This window comes from Pseudomonas palleroniana, assembly GCF_003031675.1.
Lineage (GTDB): Bacteria > Pseudomonadota > Gammaproteobacteria > Pseudomonadales > Pseudomonadaceae > Aquipseudomonas > Aquipseudomonas palleroniana.
Genome location: NZ_PYWX01000066.1, coordinates 36,159 through 58,132, shown reverse-complemented (window position 1 = coordinate 58,132; position 21,974 = coordinate 36,159). Strand labels below are relative to the sequence as shown.

General features: G+C 58.4%; 22 protein-coding genes. 8 read left to right on the top strand and 14 right to left on the bottom strand.

Translation table 11 applies throughout. The features are described 5' to 3' along the window. Positions 1–6: 6 nt before the first annotated feature. The 5 genes from C9383_RS22785 to C9383_RS22760 all read right to left on the bottom strand — a co-directional run bounded on the left by C9383_RS22785 (position 7) and on the right by C9383_RS22760 (position 4,702). The gene (locus C9383_RS22785) at positions 7–339 is read right to left on the bottom strand and encodes a hypothetical protein (protein ID WP_090367430.1); all 333 of its coding nucleotides are present in this window, start codon (positions 337–339) and stop codon (positions 7–9) included. Next, on the bottom strand, positions 336–599 hold the full coding sequence (locus C9383_RS22780; protein WP_090367432.1) for a hypothetical protein: 264 nt from the start codon (positions 597–599) through the stop codon (positions 336–338). Before C9383_RS22780 ends, C9383_RS22785 begins: the two co-directional genes overlap by 4 nt. Before the next feature lie 472 nt (positions 600–1,071). Further along, positions 1,072–1,590 carry a Rha family transcriptional regulator gene (locus tag C9383_RS22775; RefSeq protein ID WP_235863196.1) on the bottom strand — a complete coding sequence of 173 codons (519 nt, stop codon included), beginning with the start codon at positions 1,588–1,590 and terminating at the stop codon, positions 1,072–1,074. Continuing rightward, on the bottom strand, positions 1,587–1,886 hold the full coding sequence (locus C9383_RS22770) for a helix-turn-helix domain-containing protein (protein ID WP_090367434.1): 300 nt from the start codon (positions 1,884–1,886) through the stop codon (positions 1,587–1,589). The genes C9383_RS22775 and C9383_RS22770 overlap by 4 nt, the downstream gene beginning before the upstream one ends. A gap of 1,373 nt (positions 1,887–3,259) precedes the next feature. Continuing rightward, positions 3,260–4,702 (bottom strand): site-specific integrase, encoded by a 1,443-nt coding sequence (locus C9383_RS22760; protein WP_159438928.1) that lies wholly within the window; start codon positions 4,700–4,702, stop codon positions 3,260–3,262. Between the two features lie 447 nt (positions 4,703–5,149). On the opposite strand from C9383_RS22760, the gene C9383_RS22755 reads away from it, so the two are divergent. Then, positions 5,150–5,923 carry an SDR family oxidoreductase gene (locus C9383_RS22755; RefSeq protein ID WP_090367440.1) on the top strand — a complete coding sequence of 258 codons (774 nt, stop codon included), beginning with the start codon at positions 5,150–5,152 and terminating at the stop codon, positions 5,921–5,923. 152 nt (positions 5,924–6,075) lie between these two features. After that, positions 6,076–6,984 carry a LysR family transcriptional regulator gene (locus tag C9383_RS22750; protein ID WP_090367442.1) on the top strand — a complete coding sequence of 303 codons (909 nt, stop codon included), beginning with the start codon at positions 6,076–6,078 and terminating at the stop codon, positions 6,982–6,984. Positions 6,985–7,062: 78 nt separating this feature from the next. On the opposite strand, the gene C9383_RS22745 is transcribed toward C9383_RS22750, so the two are convergent. The 3 genes from C9383_RS22745 to C9383_RS22735 form a co-directional block, all read right to left on the bottom strand. After that, complete coding sequence (locus tag C9383_RS22745; RefSeq protein ID WP_090367444.1) at positions 7,063–7,482, bottom strand: organic hydroperoxide resistance protein; 420 nt, start codon at positions 7,480–7,482, stop codon at positions 7,063–7,065. A gap of 41 nt (positions 7,483–7,523) precedes the next feature. Beyond that, the gene (locus C9383_RS22740; RefSeq protein WP_090372275.1) at positions 7,524–7,925 is read right to left on the bottom strand and encodes a helix-turn-helix domain-containing protein; all 402 of its coding nucleotides are present in this window, start codon (positions 7,923–7,925) and stop codon (positions 7,524–7,526) included. A 165-nt stretch (positions 7,926–8,090) separates the two neighbouring features. After that, positions 8,091–8,777: a hydrolase gene (locus C9383_RS22735; protein WP_090367446.1), complete on the bottom strand. Its 687-nt coding sequence runs from the start codon at positions 8,775–8,777 to the stop codon at positions 8,091–8,093. A 262-nt stretch (positions 8,778–9,039) separates the two neighbouring features. On the opposite strand from C9383_RS22735, the gene C9383_RS22730 reads away from it, so the two are divergent. Beyond that, positions 9,040–9,501: a RidA family protein gene (locus C9383_RS22730; RefSeq protein ID WP_090367448.1), complete on the top strand. Its 462-nt coding sequence runs from the start codon at positions 9,040–9,042 to the stop codon at positions 9,499–9,501. Positions 9,502–9,521: 20 nt separating this feature from the next. Here C9383_RS22730 and C9383_RS22725 read toward each other — a convergent pair whose 3' ends face one another. Then, a complete protein-coding gene (locus C9383_RS22725; RefSeq protein ID WP_174554026.1) occupies positions 9,522–10,490 on the bottom strand; it encodes a LysR family transcriptional regulator in 969 nt (322 codons plus the stop codon). A 168-nt stretch (positions 10,491–10,658) separates the two neighbouring features. Beyond that, entirely contained in the window at positions 10,659–11,144 is a 486-nt protein-coding gene (locus C9383_RS22720) for a hypothetical protein (protein ID WP_090367450.1), read from the bottom strand. A gap of 121 nt (positions 11,145–11,265) precedes the next feature. Between C9383_RS22720 and C9383_RS22715 the strand changes: the two genes are divergently transcribed. Next, positions 11,266–12,162 (top strand): AraC family transcriptional regulator, encoded by an 897-nt coding sequence (locus tag C9383_RS22715; RefSeq protein WP_090367452.1) that lies wholly within the window; start codon positions 11,266–11,268, stop codon positions 12,160–12,162. Positions 12,163–12,235: 73 nt separating this feature from the next. On the opposite strand, the gene C9383_RS22710 is transcribed toward C9383_RS22715, so the two are convergent. The 4 genes from C9383_RS22710 to C9383_RS22695 all read right to left on the bottom strand — a co-directional run bounded on the left by C9383_RS22710 (position 12,236) and on the right by C9383_RS22695 (position 18,410). Next, complete coding sequence (locus C9383_RS22710; RefSeq protein WP_090367454.1) at positions 12,236–13,522, bottom strand: OprD family porin; 1,287 nt, start codon at positions 13,520–13,522, stop codon at positions 12,236–12,238. A gap of 302 nt (positions 13,523–13,824) precedes the next feature. Continuing rightward, a complete protein-coding gene (locus C9383_RS22705; RefSeq protein WP_090367457.1) occupies positions 13,825–14,037 on the bottom strand; it encodes a hypothetical protein in 213 nt (70 codons plus the stop codon). A gap of 235 nt (positions 14,038–14,272) precedes the next feature. After that, a complete protein-coding gene (gene aguA / locus C9383_RS22700) occupies positions 14,273–15,379 on the bottom strand; it encodes an agmatine deiminase (protein WP_090367459.1) in 1,107 nt (368 codons plus the stop codon). Positions 15,380–15,500: 121 nt separating this feature from the next. Then, entirely contained in the window at positions 15,501–18,410 is a 2,910-nt protein-coding gene (locus C9383_RS22695) for an aminotransferase (RefSeq protein WP_090367461.1), read from the bottom strand. 151 nt (positions 18,411–18,561) lie between these two features. On the opposite strand from C9383_RS22695, the gene rfbB reads away from it, so the two are divergent. Genes rfbB through rfbD form a run of 4 tightly spaced genes read left to right on the top strand, consistent with a single transcriptional unit; the run spans position 18,562 to position 21,939 of the window. After that, entirely contained in the window at positions 18,562–19,644 is a 1,083-nt protein-coding gene (gene rfbB, locus C9383_RS22690) for a dTDP-glucose 4,6-dehydratase (RefSeq protein ID WP_090367463.1), read from the top strand. Continuing rightward, entirely contained in the window at positions 19,641–20,519 is an 879-nt protein-coding gene (gene rfbA, locus C9383_RS22685; RefSeq protein ID WP_090367465.1) for a glucose-1-phosphate thymidylyltransferase RfbA, read from the top strand. The genes rfbB and rfbA overlap by 4 nt, the downstream gene beginning before the upstream one ends. Continuing rightward, positions 20,516–21,061 (top strand): dTDP-4-dehydrorhamnose 3,5-epimerase, encoded by a 546-nt coding sequence (gene rfbC, locus C9383_RS22680; protein WP_090367467.1) that lies wholly within the window; start codon positions 20,516–20,518, stop codon positions 21,059–21,061. The genes rfbA and rfbC overlap by 4 nt, the downstream gene beginning before the upstream one ends. Then, positions 21,058–21,939: a dTDP-4-dehydrorhamnose reductase gene (rfbD, locus tag C9383_RS22675; RefSeq protein ID WP_090367469.1), complete on the top strand. Its 882-nt coding sequence runs from the start codon at positions 21,058–21,060 to the stop codon at positions 21,937–21,939. The genes rfbC and rfbD overlap by 4 nt, the downstream gene beginning before the upstream one ends. Positions 21,940–21,974: the final 35 nt, after the last annotated feature.

The following is a 21,974-nucleotide window of genomic DNA, read 5'->3' as shown; positions in this document are numbered from 1 at the left end:
GATTTTTTAAGCCTCTACTGGGTCTTTCGGCTTGAACCGTTCGGAGCCATTTCGCATTGCGCGCAAGCCAATCACCGCAGCCCTGGCTACGCGATCTATAAAGCCGATTTCAAGGTTCGTATATCGCCCACCCATGCCGCACAAGGCGAACTGAATGGCGCCGAATGCTTCGGTTTCATCATGCGCGGCCAGCTCGGTGATCTCGTAATCGAAGCAAGCAAGGCCCTTTTCCCAATCGGCAGCTACGCCAGGGTTGTTCCGGGGCCAGTTGATGAGCCTGCCCATGTCGTCGCGCTTGGTGAAACTGAGGTCATCCCGCGTTTGGATTGCCGTTTTCATTCGTCACCCCCGGCGCCTAGGCCAGCGCACCCGGACAAAGCGGCGGAAATTGCCTCGCGGTTGCAGCCGGCGGTGTTGGCGCCGTCAGCGGCTAGGTTCCACGCGACGTCTACCAGATTGCGGACGTGCTGACTCGTGCCCTTGTCTGCCAATGCGGCATAGAGAACGGCCTCAACCTTGCGTAGGGCGATCTGGGCGCTTTCGAGATCCTCAAGCGTGTCGTGGGCAATCTCTTGGATGGTGCGGGCGTGAGCATTCATTGCACACCCCCGGCAGACTCTAGGGAGCGGGCAATGCCCATGTGGTGCGAGTAACGCTTGAGGCGGGTTGCGAGGCTGGAGTTTGCGCGGAGGGCGCTCAGGGCCATGCGGCGGTGAGCAAAGGCGCGAATCGCGGACGGACTTAGGGTAGGCATCGGTGTAGCTCCTAACGTTGAGGAACTGCCACCGTTCGCGGCCAAGCGAATTAGGGTGGCAGGTTGCGCGGGGTTGGCCGACCGGGACGTTAGGAACCCGGCACACCCGAAGGTGTCCCCACGCAACCCGCCATAACACGTAACTGCGGGCACAAAAAAAGCGCCAGCAATCGTAATGGGGGCGCTATTGCGCCTAACGTTCCTCGAGCGGCCAAGCCCGATCGCTGAATTTGCAGCGACGGGCAAACCATACCGACGAGCACGACTGCTTGCAACAAAAGTTATCGACCGTTTATCGCTGATCATGAGCATAGCTGTCATCGGCGGAAGTCCTCCGAATCGAGTGGCAGCCTCAGTTGCTCCCTCAGATGGGCGACGTGCGCGTACACGCCCGACTTGTCGTAGCGCCAGTGCGCCAGCCGGCGACCATTGCTGCTAGCTTCCTTTTTGCGGGCCTCCAGCGTCTGGCAGGCGTGTCCATACCGAGCTTCGCGGAACGCCATGATGAGGCTCGCTTTCAGTTCCACAACGCGGGCGGTATTGCGCGACAACGACAGCAGGAAGAATGCTTGATCTTCGTTCAGCAAGCCGAATCGCTCCGGCCTACCACCGGCAGTTCCGGCCGAGGGTTTCTCCGTTTGAAACGGAACAACCCCGAACTCTTCAAACTTCGCCAGGTAGCGCTCGATAAGCGTCATCGAGTTCTTGTGTTTGTTACCCAGTTGCTCAGCCAGCAAGCGGCTGTCCACACGAGGTTCGCCCTGGTAATCGGTAACGGCAATGCGCGGATTTCCCGGATCGCCCTCACCCATCGGCTTAATGATCTTGGTAGTCATGACGCCACCTTCTGCACTGAGCCAGTACTCAGGTAGTAGGTCGCAACCTTCTGGTGCTCGCGGCCTTGGTCATCCTTCAGCGTACCCAGATGGGTAATGATGCCGTGCCCCTGCGCACGCAGCTCAGATATTCGCGCACCAGGGCGCAGGATGTTCAGAAACATGATGGCTTGGAAGGTGTTGATTGAGCCATGCTGGTGCAGGTAAGCCAAAAGGCGCATGCGCTGGGCGCTACCACTGGTGTCGCTAACGCTTTGCGCCGAACAACTCTTCTCGGAATGCAGGATCTTTTCCATGTCAGGCCACCCCACTATCAGAGTCAGCTTCGGGACCGTCGCATTGATGGCGGCGAACTAGACGACGATTAAGCACCAAAGCGTTTAAGGGTAGAGGAAGGGATAGAGCCGCTTTTTCTAGACAAAGCGATCCTGTCCCCGCGTCAGCGCAGAGTTGATTGGTCATCATGGGTTAAGTCTCCTGACTGAGCAGGAAGGATTCCACAGAGTCGGGCTCCCAGCGGACGGAACGACCGAAGCGAATAGGAGCGGGAAAACCGGGAGTCTTGGACCAGCGCCACCAGGTAGCGCGGCTGACTTGGTATTTGGCGCAGAGCTGGGCAGCGGTAGCGCGTGCACCAGGTATGGGCAGATTGGGTACATCGGTACTGCGGGTTGCTATTTGTGCCATTCACGGAATCTCCAAAGACTGGAAAAACCGAGAGGAGCGATCTGTAGGCCACCAGCGCCTGAAAAAAGGTCGAAAGGTGGCAAGTCATCGGAAACACAGCAACTGTATAGGACACCAGTGTTGCGCAATATTCCCGCAGGTACTACAGTCCGCCCGTGAACCAATTAGGCGCTTTTAGCCTAACTGAATCACTTAGAAGCCCGTCAAAATGCTTCTCCCCTCGGGGTTGTGTACTGGCCTAGCTGGTATGCAGAGGACGTTGGTAGCGTCTTTCCCGAACAGGCCCCGGCGTTGGTAGCGTCCGGGGCTTTTCTTTGTCTGATAATCCAACCGTCAGCGATTCTAACTCCAGCCATTGATGTTCTATGGCGTTTCATTTGTTGTTAGAAAGCTCTAGCCGTGGTCGCATGTTAACTGCCGCTAGAAAAACATCAACCAGATTTTTTGAATCACCTGTGTGCAATAACTATCCCCGTACATCTCTAACGCTAAACTTACTGTCTCTTGCTTACCCCTGACCACCCCTGAGCACCCAAAATCATCGCAATGACCGTTCGTCGGATCGCTCATGAAGCCCTACGGACGGGGGTTTTAGAGGGACTTATGAGGGCCTCAGTAGGTTCAAGCAATGATCATGCATCGATTTGACGATGATATTTTGACGATGATTGCCCCAGTGTTTTGTCGTGCGCGCCACGAAACACAAGCTAAGTAAAACGTGGCGCGGAAATCGCAGCTGCGCTAAGTAATCGCAGTGTCGCGACACAAAATGTGAATTAAGAAACCGTGTCGCGACATATCTCGCCAGCTCAAACTACCAAACTAACAACGTACCGTATTACTAAAAGTTGTTTATTCCCGCTTATTCGCTGTTATTCCCACTTACTATCAGTTTCAGCGTGTTTTGAGCAGAGTTTGCGGAACTGAAATGTGCTGTAGGGCGCGTACTACGGGGATTCAGCAGCGGACTGATGGTGGTGCCCTATGTGCGACAAGATTCGGGCATGGCCCGGGGTTTTTCTTTTTTCCGGCGCGAGATGGAAAGCACGTTGCCCGCATCAGTGGCCTCCCCCAAAGCCTTAGCCAAAGCTCGGTCAAAGAGCTCGATAGCTTTACGTTTCTCTGGCAGCGCCGCTTCGGGATTATTTCGGTAGTGTCGAGAAACGACACCTGTTTGGCCATGAGCTTGAAGAAGATCCGACAGTCGATCATCAATCCCATGTTTCTGCATTAACTGTGTACAGGTGCGGCGCAAATCTCTGGGGGAGAACGTCGGGATCTTCCCGCCAGCGATTAGCGCATGCTTGGAATCCAGCCAGTCTGCAACGGCATGGGTCGGGCTACTGATCACAAAAGGTTGTTTACCGTGTGTAGTCCAGGGCCATGGATGATCCCCATTGATTTCCCGAACTTGCCGCACTATGGCAATGGCTCGATCAGAGAGCGGTACCAGGTGCGGTCGGCTCAGGGTTTGGCCACCTCTACCTTTACGGTGAATCAATAGCACCGTACCCGCGTCCAGATCGTAGTCCGCCCAAGTGGTTTCGATTAGGTTCTTGATCCGCTGGCCGCCCGTTGATATGACGAACTTGAATAACAGTGCCATAACCGGACCGATACCGTCAGTATCCTCAACCGTCTCCCAGAATTGCTTCAGCTCTGCATCAGACAAGGCTCGTTCGACAGGGGCCGAGACTTTATCGACCTTCACCATTGCTGCAGGGTTGATCTCAAGGCTATAGGTCTTCGCATTGGAGCGACCGACCACACTCTCAGCCGTGAGCCCATGGTTGAATGCCGCCACCAGAAACGAACGCATACGATCCGCCTGCACTTTGGAGCCGCGCTCCCAGATCGGATTGAGAATGGTGAGGATGTGGTCAGCCCTAATATCTCGGGCCTTCATCCGCATTACCTCTGGATGGGGCTCTTGCATGTTCGTCTTGAGCAGCCGTTCCAACTCCTTCACGACGCCTGGTGTCGCCTTCACGCGGCGCGACTCAATGTAATCCAGGAACAAATCGTGAAAGCTTCCGCGGGCCGCTTCAATTTCGTCGAGGCGGAAACGTTCTAGCCGTTCCGCTTCTTCCAATGCGGCTGTGGCTGCACGACTAGCCGCGGCCGCTACTTGTTGCACCGAGATGTGCTCCAAGTACTTGGCAATACCGCCAGCGGCAGCGGCCTCAACTGAAATTCGCAAAGCCTCACCACGGATACCATCCAAGCTCTGCTCGTCTGTACCCACACGCGGCTTCTTCGCGAGCGTCCCGAGAGGCAGCCGCTTGTCGCTGTCCGATGTGCGTTCCCGGTAGTAAGCCTGAATAGCTCCGGAAGCTTTACGTTCGAGCAGCAAAGTCCCCTTTCCGCGAGAGCCGACCGGCTCCGACTGACGAGTCTTTACCGCATAGGCCTCCATCTCGGTCATTCGCGTACGCTTAGCCATTCTTTCCCGTTTTCCCCATCCGTTCCCCGTTTCTCATGCAAAGGTACGCTAACAGGTGAAACATAGAAAGACACCGAATTGGCTACAGACCAAGTAAACCTGGGCCAAGCAAAACAGGTGATACTCGATGAAGCGAGGCGAAGCCTCAGAGCAAACGGCTTGTAATCAGTAGGTCCCGGGTTCGACTCCTGGTGCCGGCACCATACAAAACGAAGCCCTCGCAGAAATGCGAGGGCTTTGTCGTTTCTGGAACGTCCATTTTTCCGTCAACCCACTGACAATCTTCCAGCCAATACACCAACACAACGTAAGTAACTTCACGCCTATTGGCCGAAAACGCTGAACAGTGCATCCAACATCAGCGTGCTTATCTTTGCCCGCTGCCTCTCTAGACTGGGTCGTACCTTTCCCAGCCCAAGGAGCATTGTCATGTCCAAACATTCAATCAATGGCAAGGTCGTACTGATCGCCGGCGGTGTGAAAAATCTCGGCGGTTTGCTCGCCCGCGATCTCGCCCAGCAGGGTGCCAAGGCGGTAGTGGTGCATTACAACAGCGCCTCCAGCCAGGGCGATGCCAACGCCACTGCGGCGGCTCTCGAGGCGCTGGGAACCCAGGCGGTGGTGTTGCAGGCAGACCTGACCACAGCCGGGGCCGTGGAAAAGCTGTTCAGCGATGCCGTGGCTGCAGTCGGGCGTCCGGATATTGCGATCAACACCGTGGGCAAGGTGTTGAAGAAACCCATGGCTGAGATCACCGAAGCTGAGTACGACGAGATGATGGCGGTTAACTCTAAAACCGCGTTTTTCTTTCTCAAGGAAGCCGGCAAGCACCTCAACGACAACGGCAAGATCTGCACCATCGTCACCTCGCTGCTCGGCGCGTTCACGCCGTTCTACGCGGCGTATGCCGGCAGTAAAGCGCCGGTGGAGCAGTTCACCCGAGCGGCTGCAAAAGAACTCGGCGCGCGTGGTATTTCGGTGACGGCAGTGGGCCCGGGCCCGATGGATACACCGTTTTTTTATCCGGCCGAAGGTCAGGATGCGGTGAACTATCATAAGACCGCCGCGGCGCTTTCGCCGTTCTCACGCACGGGCCTGACTGATATCGAGGATGTGGTCCCGTTCATTCGCAACCTGGTGAGTGATGGCTGGTGGGTGACGGGCCAGACGATTTTGATCAACGGCGGGTATACCACCAAGTAACGGGCGAAAAGCGATTGCAACCCCGTAATGCGGCGTTGACACTTTTCCCGACAAACCAGGCCGTGGGGTTGCTATGAGCGTCGATCAGTCTGCACATCACCCGCCGGTTTCGAGCGAAACAGGCTAACGCCGTCGTCGAGCACTGATAACCCATGGACCGCATCGAACAGTACCAAATTTTCGTTCAGGTGGCTGAGCTCGGCAGCTTCATCCAGGCCGCACGCCTGCTGAAACTGCCGCGTGCCACGGTATCGGCGGCGATTCAACAATTGGAAGCCAATACCGGAACGCGCTTGCTGCACCGCACCACGCGTAAGGTGTCGTTCACCACCGATGGCAGCCAGTTACTGCAGCGCGCACGTCAGGTATTAGTCGAGATCGATGAGATCGACCAACTGTTCCACACCCATCAAGAGCAGGTGATGGGGCGCCTGGAGGTCGATGTGCCCAGTCGTATCGCCCGGCGCCTGCTCATTCCTGCGCTGCCCGATTTTCTCCAGCGTTACCCGCACCTGCAACTGGGCCTGGGTTCCACTGACCGGGCGATAGACCTGGTGCAGGAGGGCGTCGATTGTGTGATTCGTTTCGGCACGCCGCAGAGCAGCAGCCTGGTAGTGAAACCGTTAGGGCAGGTGTTGATGATCAACTGCGCCAGTCCCGCTTACCTGAGCGAGTTTGGCGTACCCACCGATCTTGCCGAGTTACAGGAGCGGCATGTATGCATCGGCTATGAGGCGGGATCGAGCGGGCAGGAGACTCAGTGGGAATACTGTCTCGACGGCGCCCGGCATTCGTTGCCACTGCCCTGTCGCTTGGTGGTCAATAGTGCGGAAAGCTATATCACCGCATGCCGCACAGGGCTCGGCTTGATTCAGGTGCCGTTGTTCGATGTGCAGCATTTGCTCGATAGCGGCGAGTTGGTGGAAGTGCTGGCAGCTTACCGGCCACCGTCGATGACCGTGTCTGTACTGTATCCGGATCGTCGCCAACGCTCTCGCCGCCTCAGTGCGTTCATCGAGTGGTTTGCCAGCTTGATGGCGCCGTACCTGCAAGGTAGGTAACGCTATTTGAAAGCCAGCTGGCAGGCCTTTCAACTGCTCAGTGGTAGCGCGCAGCGGCGAGGCGTAGATCTCGGAAAGTTAGACGGTGACGTGCAAACGCACATCGACGTTGCCACGGGTGGCGTTGGAATACGGGCACACTTGATGGGCCGCCTCCACCAACGCGTGTGCATCGGCTTGCTCCAGGCCCGGCAGGTTGATGTTCAGGTCGATATCCAGGCCAAAGCCGCCTGGGATCTGGCCAATGCCGACCTGCGCCGTGATCGTGGCGTCGACCGGAATGCTGCGTTTGCTCTGGCCGGCGACGAATTTCAGTGCACTGATGAAGCAGGCCGAGTAACCGGCGGCGAACAGTTGCTCAGGGTTGGTGGCCTCACCACCGGCGCCACCCAACTCCTTCGGAGTGGCCAGTTTCACGTCAAGGTTGTTGTCGCTGGAGATGGCCCGGCCATCACGACCACCGGTTGCGGTGGCGACTGCGGTGTAGAGAATTTTCATGGTTTTCCTCACTTTTGAATGTCTTCGGGTGCCTTACCGTCTCAAGCCACGACCGGAGTCGGGCAGACTGCCTGTCGCTGCCAAGCCGTCGGTGTCATGCCTACAGTTTTCACGAAGGTACGGCAGAAGTGAGATTGATCGCTGAAGCCGCATTCCAGCGCGATCTCTGTGAGCAACATCGTGGAAGTCTTCAATAACTCTCTGCTCTTCATGACCCGCTGTTCACGCAGCCATCGCTGCGGGGGCATCCGGGTGCTTTCCTTGAACAGGCGGGTGAAGTGACTGCGCGACAATGCGCAGGCTTCAGCGAGTTCAGTCACTGAAATGCCGGTATCCAGTCTGCCCAGCATCAGTTGTTTGGCAGTGCTGATCTGCCAGGATTTGAGCGGTTCTGTCGAAGCCAGTGTGAGAGTCGCAAGCACGGTAGATTTGTCCATGTTCATACACATCTATTAATCCGGGTAACCGGGTGCAAGCGCCTGACTCGAACAGCACTGGGCACTGGAAACCCCCAGAGGTTCCAGGCCAGGCTCGTTTGACTCGGTTCAGTCGACTGCGCACCCTTCGCAAGTCTGTGAACAGCCCCCAGGGCAGGGGCTGGCGATGGCTCAGACAGATGCAGCGACAGGCGCCAAAGTAGGGCCATGCTGAACGCGCTCAGGCGCCTTGTGCACCATGGTGTAGGCGTAGTCGACGCCCATGCCATAGGCGCCAGAATGTTCCTTGACCAGTTCCATTACGGCGTCGTAGGTGTCGCGGTTCTTCCAGTCCCGCTGCCATTCCAGCAGCACCTGCTGCCAGGTTACCGGTACCACGCCGGCCTGGATCATGCGCTGCATGGCGTAATCGTGGGCTTCTTTGGTGGTGCCGCCGGAGGCGTCTGCAACCATATAGATTTCATAGCCGGCATCGTTCATTGCCGACAGGGCGAAGGTGGTGTTGCATACCTCGGTCCACAAGCCGGAGACGATGATCTTGTTGCGACCATTTCTCTTGAGGGCGTCGCGTACTTTCTGATCATCCCAGGAATTCATGGAGGTGCGCTCCAGCAGCGGAGCGTCCGGGAATACAGCGAGTAGCTCAGGGTAGGTGTGACCTGAGAAGCTTTCTGTCTCAACCGTGGTGAAGGTGGTGGGGACATTAAAAATCTTCGCGGCCTTGGCCAAGGCAACGCTATTGTTTTTCAGCGTTTGCCGGTCAATGCTCTGAACGCCGAAAGCCATCTGGGGCTGCTGATCGATGAAGATCAGTTGGCTGTTCAGCGGAGTCAGGACTTCAGTTTTAGGATTGCTCATTTTTTGTTTTCCTTTCGGCTTGGATGAAGTTCTATCGCACACGTCTCGGGTCCCGCACCTTGCAGGCATCACCGTAGCCATGAGCGCACTCCTCAGCGTCATGGCTTGAGGGCGAGCAAAAGATAACCAATCAAGACGCTTCCTGGTGGCGCACTTTTGCGCCTGTATTGGCTCATTTATGCGCCATCACCCACGCGATCGCGCTGTTAGCATTCGCCCACCCATTCGGATCAAGCCGATCCGTCATGTGCAGGAGAATGCAATGGCAGCGTCACAACCGTTCAACAAGCAGACCGCCTACTGGGGCGTTTCCTGGGAGGAGGCATATGGCTATCCGCAGGCACGGCGGGTGGGAAACGAGATCTACGTATCAGGTCAATTCAACCATGACGAGGAAGGTAACCAGGTAGCCCCGGCGCCGCTGAACGCCGACGGTAAGCCCAGTGATTTCTCTTCGATGGGAGAGCAGATGCGGGTCTCTTATGACAACATTTCGAAGCTGCTCGCCTTGTATGGCGCCACTCTGCAAGATGTTGTCGAGGAAACCCTTTATGTGCTGGATATGGACGCTGCGTTTGCCGTGGTCGGCAAAGTGCGCAAGGCGGCCTATGGCACTGAGCGGCCGCAGTGCGCGAGCAATATCATTGGGGTGTCGAGACTTGCCCAGCGCCAGCAGTTGATTGAGATCGTGTGCAAAGCCGTGATTGGCGCCCGAGACATCTGAGTTGCACTCCCGGTTTCGATCTAGACGACCGGGAGTATCAACTGCCCCTCGACCAAGGGCTTTTGACTGGCCACGGCAGCGGCGCAGAAGGTCATGAATGCTTTGACTCGCCACGATTTTCGAATGTCCTGGTGAGTCAGCAACCACAACTCATCCTGAAGCTCTGGCACCACCGGGCCGGCGCGTACCAACCCTGGAGTTATGTCGCCCAACATGCAGGGAAGGAATCCAAACCCCAGACCCGCCGCAATTGCAGCGCTTGCTGCTGCAACTGAATCGGTGCGGTACGCGATGCGCTCAGCAGCGACTCGGTTTTCGACATAGCTTGTCGCCTTCAAACCGAAGAGCGCTGCTGAGTATGACACCCATGCCTGGCCCTCTTCGAAAAGGGGCGCGGCAGTCACCTGTTTGGCGCAGCAGTAAGGTGCCCAGGCAATATTCGCCAGCTTGCGTCCCACCAGGCTTTCCGCAGGTTTTCTGGTCGCTCGAATCGCGATATCCGATTCATCCCGGGCGAGGCTGAGGGTTTCATTGCCCACCAGCACCTCGATGGTGATGCCCTCGTTCAGGGCTTTGAAATCCGCGATGATGGGGGTGAAGAAGTACAGCAGCAGCGAGTCGCTGGTGGTAATTCGAAGTTTGCCCAGAGGGCCCTGGCCTGAACGTGAAACACGCCGCGTGACGCTGACGATATCCAACTCCACTCGCTCGGCAAGTGCTCGCAATTCAGCGCCCTCGGCGGTGAGCAGATACCCGGATTTGCGGTGATCGAACAGCGCGATGCCGAGTGTTCGCTCGACTTGAGCAACTCGGCGCGAAACGGTGGATACGTTGATGCCAAGCTTCTTGGCTGTAGCCGAACGATTGCCGCAATCACTGAGCGTCTTGATGATGCGCAAGTCGTCCCACGAGAGCTGATTGACAGCCTCGCCTACGTCCCACTTCGTCCCATCAGGGGCAGCCGGAGTTTTTCCAGTTAGCGATTTCACACAGTTCGTTCCAGATGCGAAGGCGCTGATGATACGAGAAGAGGTTGGGTGAAGCAGCCGTATTGTTCCGGCGACTGGTTGAAAACGGCTGCTTCCGGTGGATTCCTGCCTATTTTCTGCGCAAGGCCCACCCCCCCCCCCCACACACGACTCATACTCGACAGACAATCAAGCAACCCGCCCCCCTCTCCTGCGCAAGTAGATCATCTGCACAGTAACGCCGATAACAAGCACCAGCGCTATCCCCGCTTGCGCACCAATCAGCACCGGCGATTTCAAATCGGTAACAAAAGGATGACCATCAGGCACCCGACGCAATGTCTCGGACACCGTCGGCACCATCAGGAAAAACGCCGTCAGGCTCAGGAAGATGGTTTCCAGATAAATCCGCGCACGGCCCAGCCAGGCCAGGTGCGCAACGCCATAACCGGCCACGAGCAAGGCAATCGTGATGACGCCAATGAGGTTGCTGACCGGTTGTTTGGCGACCAGGAACACGCTGAAGGCAACGATCAGCATCGATGCCAGATAGAACCTGCCCGGTGTTGAGCGGGGAACGATGCGCCCGCAGCGGATGAACATGTAGGCCGCCAGTGGAATGGCGGGCAGGCTGCCGAGGGTGTGGATCCAGCCGAGGGTGGAGATTCCGAACATTTTGCGTTTCCCGTGTGATTGGAAGATGTGCATAAACGACCTGCGCTGGAAACGCTCATCCAGATCGCCTCGGCGCGTTATGATCCGGGAATCAGCTTATTGAAGGCGTGGCCGTGCAGACATGACCAATCCCCTCGAACATTTGATCATTCATCCGGAAATGCAGTTGGAGGGCCTGGCCAAGGGCGACCTTCTGTCTCAGGTACTGGCGCAGATTCGTCTGACGGGCGACCGCGTTTATGCCTCTGAGCTGACCATCGGGCAGCCGCTCAAGCTTGATGAAAAGAGCGCGCATATCTGCGTAGTCCAGCAAGGCGGGTTGCAACTGGAGAGCGGTGGTCAAGCACCGGTGATGCTGGAACAGGGCGATGTCCTGCTACTCCCTCACGACCCCACAGGTATCAGGATTACGGCATGCAGTGGGCCGGCCACGGTGGTGGTCTGCCGATTCTGGTTCGATGCAAGCAGTTTCCAGGCGATGCTGTTTGCCCTGCCGCAGTTGATCCACATCCGACAAACCGAAGCGGCGGCCTGGGCCGAAGGTATTCTGCATTTCATGTTGCTCGAAGCCCATGACACGCAGCCCGGCGGTGCGTTGATGATTTCGCGCCTGATCGATCTGGTGGTAATTCGCATCCTGCGCACCTGGGTTCAACAGGGTGGTGCGTCGGGATGGCTCGGCGGGTTATCGGATGCGCGCATCGCCCGGGCGCTGCGGGCTATCCACGCAACGCCCGGCCAGCAGTGGCGCATTGATGCGCTGGCGGAAGTTGCCGGCATGTCGCGTTCCAATTTCTGCGAGCGGTTCAGTACGTTGGTCGGGCGCTCACCGTTGCGCTATCAGAATGAGTGGCGGCTGACCTTGGCAAAAACCATGCTTTCTCGGCAGGGAGGTCGCATCGGCGAGGTTGGGTTTGCGGTGGGCTATGAGTCCGAGGCAGCGTTCAGCCGGGCCTATAAGGCTTTTTTCGGGCGTTCGCCTCGGGATGACCACGCCCGACACGCACCCGATAAGTGATCGCCTGCACATAAAAAAACCCCGAACCAGTCGGGGTTTTTATCGCCTGGGATCAGGCGCGACTTGCGATCAATCAGAAAACGTTGATCGGGTAGTCGGCGAACAGACGGATTTCGTTACCGCCTACGTTGTAGTTGCTGGCGTTGTTGGAGACGCGCAACCAGGACGCACGCGCACGCAGGCTCAGGTCTTTGGCTGGGCCGCTCTGTACGACGTACTTGAACTGGTTCCAGATTTCACGCTCGGTGCCGTCGCCACGGTTGCTACCGTCGTCGATGTTGGTACCGCGTACGTAGGCAACGTTGTAGGTCAGGCCCGGTACGCCGAAGGTGGCGAAGTCGATGCCGTAGCCAACCTGCCAGGAACGCTCGTCCTTGCCGTTGAAGTCAGACCAGTAGGAGTTGGCCAGCAGGATGGTGTTGCCACCGTCGCCGATGCCGCCGGCGTTGCGGTAGCCGCCGTACAGGTAGCCGGTGTCGCCGGTGCTACGCTGGTGAGCGACGGTGAAGCTGTGCGGGCCGACAGCCCAGGTAGCGCCCAGGCTCCAGATCTTGTTGTCGCGAGCGTCCGCATCACCTTGGTTTTCCAGGGCGAAGCTGCGGTCCAGCTTGGTTTTGTAGCCGTTGAAGTCAAACGTCAGGGACTGTTTCTCTGGCAGGGCCAGCACGTAGTTGACGTTGACGTATTGCTTCTTCAGCACGTCCTGCATGTTGGAGGCATACAGTGCAGCCGACAGGCTTTCGGTGAATTTGTAGCTACCACCGATGTAATCGATGCTTTTCAGGCGGCCACTGTCGCTGCCTTCGGCGCTCTTGCGCGCTTCCTTGGTGAAGTGACCGGCGTCCAGTTGCAGGCCGGCGATCTCTTTGGAAACGATCGAGGTGCCTTCAAAGGTTTCCGACAACAGACGGGAGTTGTCGTACTCCAGGACCGGTACGGCTGGCATCTGCTGACCGTATTTGATCACGGTATTGGAGATGCGCGCCTTGACGGCTGCGCCACCCTTGGCCAGGTCGTTGGCGGCTTCGCCGCTGTCGCCTTGTTTGAAGAAGTCGATACCGCCAGCGCCGCTACGGCCTTTGCCACCGTCCAGGCGAATGGCGTACTGGCCGATCACGTCCACACCCACACCGACGGTGCCTTGGGTGAAACCGGACTCGAACTTGCCGATGAAGCCTTGGCCCCATTCGGCTTTGTCTTGCTTGCCGTTTTTGTAGTCGCGGCTGATGTAGGCGTTACGGGCAGCAATGTTCAGGTGGCTGTCGTCAACAAAACCCTTGGATTGCTCCTGGTCGTTTGCCATGGCTGTCGATGCGCTCAAAATCCCCAGAGCAATCAGACTCATCCGTTGCTTCAACATATTCTTATATTCCTTATTACTGGTTGAGTACGCGCTGTGACACCAGGCTCCGTGTTGCTTTTCTGGTGTCGGCTTTTTCCGGAAAAAAGAAGGCCCGCGGACGACTGAACTGCCGCGGGCCTTTTTTTATTGGAGTAAGTCATGGCGGTTAGCCACAGGCGTTGGGCGCAATCCTATGCGCCCGTTGAACTATGTGTCAATTTCGTGAATCGTCTGTATTTAGGCGAAATAATTCTAAGCAGCGTCCTACTGCGCCCACCGTGGATGGGTATGCGCAAACCGGCAGTTGCGCGTGGCGCTCTTCAGTTCTTCAATAACTCACACAATGCTTGCACTTCATCGTCACTGAACAACCCCACCGGATAGCGCTGCATCACCACGCTGCGCAGGTCTGCCCGCCTGGCTGGTCGCGGACCATTTGCCTTCAACCACAGCGCCAATGCGTGGATCGCATCACCGTTGACCCGCGTCGGGTGGAACGGGCGCGTGTAGATCAGGTTGATATCGGCATTCATTTCAGCGCTCTCTCCTACTGCGTGAGCGGCTAACTTACTCAAGGTTTATGACAGAACTGCGCAGTCATCAAACCTTGATCACGGTGACAACACCGATACAAGAGCTATGCCAAAGTCCCGTGTTAGCAGGCTTTAGAGCATAAAAAAGCCCGCGACCTTGCTGGGCCGCGGGCTTGCTATGGGCGCTCTAAAGAGGTAGCGCGCAGCGCTGCTGCAAGCGCTGTTACAACTGCACTCAGTTTTTGTGCGGGGCGGGCTGTTGTTGGGTCAGGCAATGGATATTACCGCCACCCAGTAACAGTTCACGGCCCGGCACCATCACCACTTCGTGCTGCGGGAACAGGTGCTGCAGGATAGTCCTGGCCTGGCCGTCCATCGGATCGTCAAAGCTCGGCGCGATGATGCCGCCGTTGACGATCAGGAAGTTGACATAGGAACCGGCCAACCGAACGCTCGGGTTACGCTCCTGGCTGCCATCCACCGGGTCCACGCCTGCGCACTCTTCCTCGGTGGCGAACAGCGGCCCCGGGATCGGCATTTTGTGCACGATGAACGAGCGTCCCTGTGCGTCAGTGCTACTTTGCAGCACATCCATGGCCGCGTGGCAGCGCGCATAGTTCGGGTCTTGCGGGTCGTCGGTCCAGGCCAGCAGCACTTCGCCTGGGCGTACGTAGCAGCAGAAGTTATCCACATGGCCGTCGGTTTCGTCGTTGAACAGACCGTCCGGCAGCCAGATGATCTTATCCACAGCCAGATTGGCGCTCAGCACGGACTCGATGGCCGCGCGATCCAGATGCGGGTTGCGATTACGGTTCAGCAGGCATTCTTCGGTGGTGATCAGCGTGCCTTCGCCGTCGACATGGATAGAACCGCCTTCCAGCACGAACCCTTCGGTGCGGTAACGCGATGCGCGCTCAATCTCCAGGATCTTGCCGCCCACCTGCGAGTCACGGTTCCACGGCGCATACAACCCTCCGTCAAAACCGCCCCAGGCGTTGAAGTCCCAGTTAACCCCACGCACCTCACCGCTGTTGTTGATGACAAAAGTCGGGCCGGTGTCTCGCACCCAGGCGTCGTCGCTGGACATTTCCACGACACGGATATTGGGCACATCCAAACGTGCGCGGGCGTTTTCGTACTGGCCGGCGGAAACAGCAACGGTCACCGGCTCAAAACGCGCAATCGCCTTGGCCACCGCCACATGAGCCGCCTGCGCCGGTTTGCCGCCCAGGCGCCAGTTGTCCGGACGCTCGGGCCAGATCATCCAGGTTTGGGTCTGTGGCGCCCATTCGGCGGGCATATAGAAGCCATCGGCGCGAGGTGTGCTGTGCAGGGTGGTCATGGCGTTCAGGACTCCGAATGGGGGAATGGCCGACTTTATAGCGGATAAAAATCGGCTTTAAAAGCAACAAAAGATCATACAAGGAAAACATTACATAAATTGGTCGATAAAAATCGGCTATCTACAATTGCTCATCCAGCACCTTCGACAGCATGTCGACGAAGAAATCCACGCTGCGCCTGGACGTGACCATCGGCGGCTTGATCTTCAAGATGTTGAGATAGTCGCCGGTCGGCTGCATGAAGATGCCCAGCTCGCGCAGACGATCGCACAACAGCGCGGTCTCGAAAGTGGCGGGCTCCAAGGTATGCCGATCACGAACCAGCTCCAATCCCAGATAGAACCCAGAGCCGTGAACAGCCCCTACCAATGGGTGACGGTCGATCAATGCCTCCAGGCGAGCCTTGAAATGCCCTCCCACTACCTGGGCGTTTTCCCACAGCTTTTCTTCCTCCATCACATCCAGTACCGCCATGCCGATACGGCAACTGACCGGGCTCCCCCCTGCCGACGAGAAGAAATAGCCCTCGGCCTCCAGCGCTTCGGCGATCTCCCGTCGGGTGATTACCGCACCCAGCGGTTGGCCGTTGCCCATGCCTTTGGCCATGGTGATGATGTCCGGCACCACGCCCTGCTCCTCAAAGCCCCAGAAAAAATGCCCCATGCGGCCGTAGCCCACTTGCACCTCATCGGCGATACACACACCACCCTGGGCACGTACCAGGCCATACACCTGCTGCAAATAGCCCGGCGGCAGGGAAATGCCACCGGCATTGCCGTACACCGGCTCGCAAATGAAACCCGCCAACTGGCGTTTGCTCGCGGCGATTTTCGCCAAGCTATGCTCCACGCTTCGCACGTAATCTGGCGCGCTGTCCGGCCCGCGGAACTCACCTCGATAGGTATTCGGTGCGGTCACCGGGTGCACCCAATCCGGGCGGCTGCTCAATGCCTGGGGGTTGTCGGCAATCGAGGTGGACACCGCATCCGCCGCCACCGACCAACCGTGGTACGCCTCCAGCACGCTGAGCATGTCGCGCCCGCCGCTGTAGGCCCATGCCAGGCGGATCGCCAGGTCGTTGGCCTCGGTGCCGCTATTGACCAGGAATACCCGGTCCATGCCATCCGGCGCCAGCGCCAGCAAACGTTCAGAAAACTCGGCAATCGCCGCGTAGTGAAAGCGCGAGTTGGTATTGAGCAACGACCATTGCCGCGCCGCCACTGCGGCCATGCGCGGGTGACCATGGCCCAGCACCGCCACGTTGTTGAGCATGTCCAGGTAGGAACGGCCCTGCATGTCGATCAGGTGGTTGCGCCAACCCCGCTCGATGCGCGGCGGGTCTACGTAATAGTGCTTCTGAGAACGCGCGAAACTGGCGTCACGTCGCGCCAGCAGGGCTTCGGGGTCCAGTTCCGGCTCGGCATCACAGGCCAGGCCCAACAGCGTTGCGGGTGAGGGGCAAAGCGCCTGCCAGGCCGGCGCCCTGGAGGGCGTGCAAAACAACGGCGGCTCAAGCTCCGCCCGGCACAACTGAACCGTGAGCGGCGCCTGCACTTGCCCCAGGACCTGCCCTTTGACCAGTGCCGAGCCAGGCGTCAACTGCGACTTCACGCCCCATAAACGCAGGCTCAATGGCGCCCCCTGCAAACACACTAGACCGTCAGCGCCCGCGTGCAATGTCCCGGCAAAAGGCGCTTGTACGACACTGCCATGGGGAAGATGCAGCTCCACATGCAGGGCAAAGGTTTCCGGCTCGGCGGCGCTGTCGGGGCGCGTGCGCGACAACCGGTACTGCCCATATCGGCTGGCCGCCAGCCCATGCACCGCCGCCGCCTCATCCAGCAGCCGCTGGTCGATACCCGGCACTTCCCAGTTGCCGGCCTCGAAATGCGGGCTGAGTACGCCCAGGTCGATCAACGCAAACTCACGGCCTACCAGGCCCGGCAGCAAAGGGGCGAAGTCCTGCTCGGCAATCGTCGGCAGCGTGTCACCGACGCAACGGAAGATCGCGGCCTCCATCAACTCGAACGGTACCGATGTCGCCACATGGAATATTTCCCACTCGTGCTCGGCGTTTTTCAACAGGTAGGCATTGTCCGGGTCCAGGCGTTGCTGCTGTTCGCTGCTCAGTACCAGCACCGCCGCACGGGCGACGATCAACGGCCATAGCACTTGCAGCTCTTCGCGTTGCAACGGCGTGATTGCGTGGCACGCCTGGATCGCCGGCAAAATGGCAAAAGGGTCCCCTTCGGCATGGTGCAGCAGCGCCGCGCAGGTGACTGACAGGTCGGCAATGCGCCATGTGTGCACCAGATCACCGAAATCAATCACGCCCTGGCATTGCCAATGCCGCTGGGCGTCGCGCTGCCACACGACATTGTCGTCAGTGATGTCCATGTGCACCGCCTGCCATGGCAACCGTTGCGCCAGAGGCTTCACGTACGCTTCGACCTGCCGGGCCACCTGTGCCAGGGCGGCGCGCTGAGGCAGATCCTGCAGAGTCGTCAACAAATGGGTGATCAGTTCCTGTGCATGGCGCGGGTCCCACTGCAGGGTACGCTCCAGGCCCGGGTGTTCGAAGCCCGCCAGGGCCTGGCTCATCCGCCCGCACAGCGCTCCGAAGCCTTGGATCACTTCGCTGCTCAGGTGCGGCAAATCGGTCAGGGGCCGGCCGTCGATATACTCCAACAGCCGCAGATGCAGGGTTTGGTCATCGAGGCTTACCGTCAGCAGTTCGTCACCCTTGAGGCTCTGGATGACCTTCGGTACACGTAGGTGCTCGCGTCCCTGCAGGTCCTTGAGGGCGGCATGCTGGGCCTGTAATTCAATGGCGGCGTAATCGCCCCGGCTGATTTTCAGAACAAACCGGCCACGCTCGCTGTCGATCTTGTAGTTGACGTCTTGTTGGCTACCCAATGACTGCAAGGAACCATCAAGGCCATAATGCTGCTTGAGTAATTGCGCCGCTTGGTCAGGGCTCACTTGTGGGCAAGGCAAACTGGCACGATGGATCAATGTGGCAAGCAACATTGTGACGCCCTCTGTTTTTTCAGGCGTCTATATCGCCATTGTTATGGGCAGTTAATCAACCCCTCATGCTCGCCGTGCTTGCACCAGCCCGCCTCACAACTCAAGCTATGCTTCTTTCGCCCAGTGTCCGTCTAAGGAAAAGGCCCTCGACATGCGCATTCTCATCACCGGCGGTGCCGGGTTTATTGGCTCCGCCCTGATTCGCCACCTGATAGAACACACTGAGCACGAAGTGCTTAACCTGGACAAACTCACCTACGCCGGCAACCTTGAGTCGCTGACCAGCATCGCGTCCAACAGCCGCTATGAGTTCGTCCAGGCCGACATCGTCGACCAGGCCACCGTCAGTGCCGTACTGGCGCGCTTCGAGCCGCAGGCGATCATGCACTTGGCGGCCGAGTCCCATGTCGACCGCTCCATTGACGGTCCGTCGGATTTTATCCAGACCAACATCGTCGGTACCTACAGCCTGCTGGAAGCCACACGGGCTTATTGGCAGAAGCTGGCCGAACCGGCCAAAAGCGCGTTCCGCTTTCACCACATCTCCACGGATGAGGTATACGGCGACCTGCACGGTGTAGACGATCTCTTCACTGAAACCACGCCTTACGCACCCAGCTCACCTTATTCCGCGAGCAAGGCAGCCTCCGACCACCTGGTACGCGCCTGGCAGCGCACTTATGGCCTGCCGGTATTGCTGACCAACTGCTCGAACAACTACGGGCCGTTCCACTTCCCCGAGAAGCTGATCCCGCTGGTCATCCTCAACGCCCTCGCGGGCAAGCCACTGCCGGTCTATGGCGATGGTCTGCAAGTGCGCGACTGGCTGTTCGTCGAAGACCACGCCCGTGCCCTGCTCAAAGTGGTGACCACCGGCGTAGTCGGCGAGACCTACAACATTGGTGGTCACAATGAGCAGAAGAACATCGATGTGGTGCGCGGCATCTGCGCCCTGCTCGAAGAACTGGCGCCGCAACGCCCGGCCGGCGTGGAAAAATTCACCGACCTGATCACCTTCGTCAAGGATCGCCCAGGCCACGATCAGCGCTACGCGATCGATGCCAGCAAGATCGAACGCGAGCTGGGCTGGGTTCCGCAAGAAACCTTCGAAACCGGTCTGCGCAAGACCGTGCAGTGGTACCTCGACAACCTGGAATGGTGCCGCAGGGTCCAGGATGGCAGTTATCAAGGTGAACGACTCGGCAACACTGACGCAAAGGATCTGATCGCATGATGAAGGGTATTGTATTGGCCGGCGGTTCCGGCACCCGTTTGCACCCCATCACCCTGGGCGTGTCCAAGCAACTGTTGCCGGTTTACGACAAGCCGATGATCTACTACCCGATCTCGGTGCTGATGCTGGCGGGGATCAAGGACATCCTGGTGATTTCTACACCAACCGACTTGCCGCAGTACCGTAACCTGCTGGGCGACGGCAGCCAGTTCGGCGTGCGCTTCAGCTATGCCGAACAGCCGTCTCCGGACGGGCTGGCTCAAGCCTTCATCATTGGTGAAGAGTTCATCGGTAAAGACCCGGTGTGCCTGATCCTGGGCGACAACATCTTCCACGGCCAGCACTTCGGCGACCAGTTGCGCACCGCAGCCCAACGCCCGTCCGGCGCAACCGTATTTGGCTATTGGGTCAAGGATCCTGAGCGTTTCGGCGTGATCGACTTCGACAAAGACGGCCGTGCCCTGTCCATCGAAGAAAAACCGGTGAAGCCCAAGTCGAGCTATGCCGTGACCGGGCTGTATTTCTACGACAACGACGTGATCAGGATTGCCAAGGCAGTCAAGCCTTCGCCGCGTGGCGAATTGGAAATCACCGATGTCAACAACGCCTACCTCAAGCGAGGTGACCTCCACGTTGAACGTTTCGGTCGCGGCTTCGCCTGGCTCGACACTGGCACCCATGACAGCCTGCTGGAAGCTTCAACCTACGTGCAGACCATCGAGCATCGCCAGGGCCTGAAAGTTGCTTGCCTGGAAGAGATCGCCTATCAGAACGGCTGGATCGACCGCGACTATCTGCTGGAGCGCGCCAAATACTTTGGAAAAACCGGCTATGGTCAATACCTGTACTCACTGGCCGACGAGGACACTAAATGAATGTAACCGCGACTGAATTGCCCGGTGTATTGATCATCGAACCGAAGGTTTTTGGCGATGATCGCGGTTTTTTCTATGAAAGTTTCAACGCCCGGCACTTTGAACAAGCCACCGGGTTGCAACAGCAGTTTGTGCAGGACAACCACTCACGCTCGCAAAAGGGCGTGTTGCGGGGCCTGCACTATCAGGTCGAGCACGCCCAGGGCAAACTGGTGCGTGTGACAGCCGGTGAGGTTCTGGACGTGGCGGTGGATATCCGCCGCAGTTCGCCCAACTTCGGCAAATGGGCCAGCGTGCGCCTGTCTGCCGGCAATAGTCGCCAACTGTGGATTCCACCGGGGTTCGCCCATGGTTTTGTGGTACTCAGTGATTACGCCGAGTTCCTCTACAAAACCACCGACTATTACACGCCGGCAGCCGAACGTTGCATCAGTTGGAACGACCCCACGCTCAACATTGACTGGCAACTCGATGGCCCGCCGATCCTGTCCGCCAAAGACCAGAACGGCAAGAGTTTCAAAGACGCGGACGTGTTCTCGTGACCTCCCGTCTGAAAATCTTGATCACCGGCCAACACGGCCAAGTCTCCCAGGAGCTGCAACAGCGGCTCCTGGGCCTGGGCGAACTCATCGTACTGGGCCGCGACCAACTCGACCTGGCCAACGTCGAGCAGATCCGCCAACAGGTTCGCACCCATCGCCCCGGCCTGATCATCAATGCTGCGGCTCACACCGCTGTCGATAAGGCCGAAAGCGAACCGGATGCAGCGTTTGCCATCAACGCAACCGCGCCCGGCATCCTTGCCGAAGAAGCCAAGGCCCTGGGCATCCCACTGATTCACTACTCGACCGACTACGTGTTCGATGGCACCAAGCCGGCGCCGTATACCGAAAACGACGCGCCAAACCCGCTGGGCGTCTATGGCCAGAGCAAGCTTTCGGGCGAGCAGGCGATTGCAGCGGTGGGCGGGGAGTACCTGATTTTACGAACCAGCTGGGTGTATTCGAGCCACGGCAAGAATTTCCTGCTGACCATGCAGCGTCTGCTGCAAGAAAAACCGCACATGCGCATCGTCGCTGACCAGATCGGCGCGCCGACCTGGGCCGGCAGCATCGCCCAGAGTACCCGCGCCCTGATCGAGCGCTGGTTGGCTGGCGCAGCGGGTGAATGGGGGGTGTATCACCTGACCGCCCAGGGCGAGACCTCATGGTTCGGCTTTGCCCAGGCGATTGGCGAACACCTGCGTGCGCAAGGCAAGCCTTGTGCCGAGCTGGAAGCGATCCCGTCCAGCGCTTACCCGACGCCCGCCCAGCGCCCGCTGAACTCGCGTCTGGATTGCAGCCGCCTGCTGCAACAATGGCAGGTCAGCCAGCCGCGTTGGCAAGACGCATTGCGCGAGTGTCTTGCAGGGCAGCACTAGGCATAATGCGCCTGTACCCACAGGCGCATGACTTC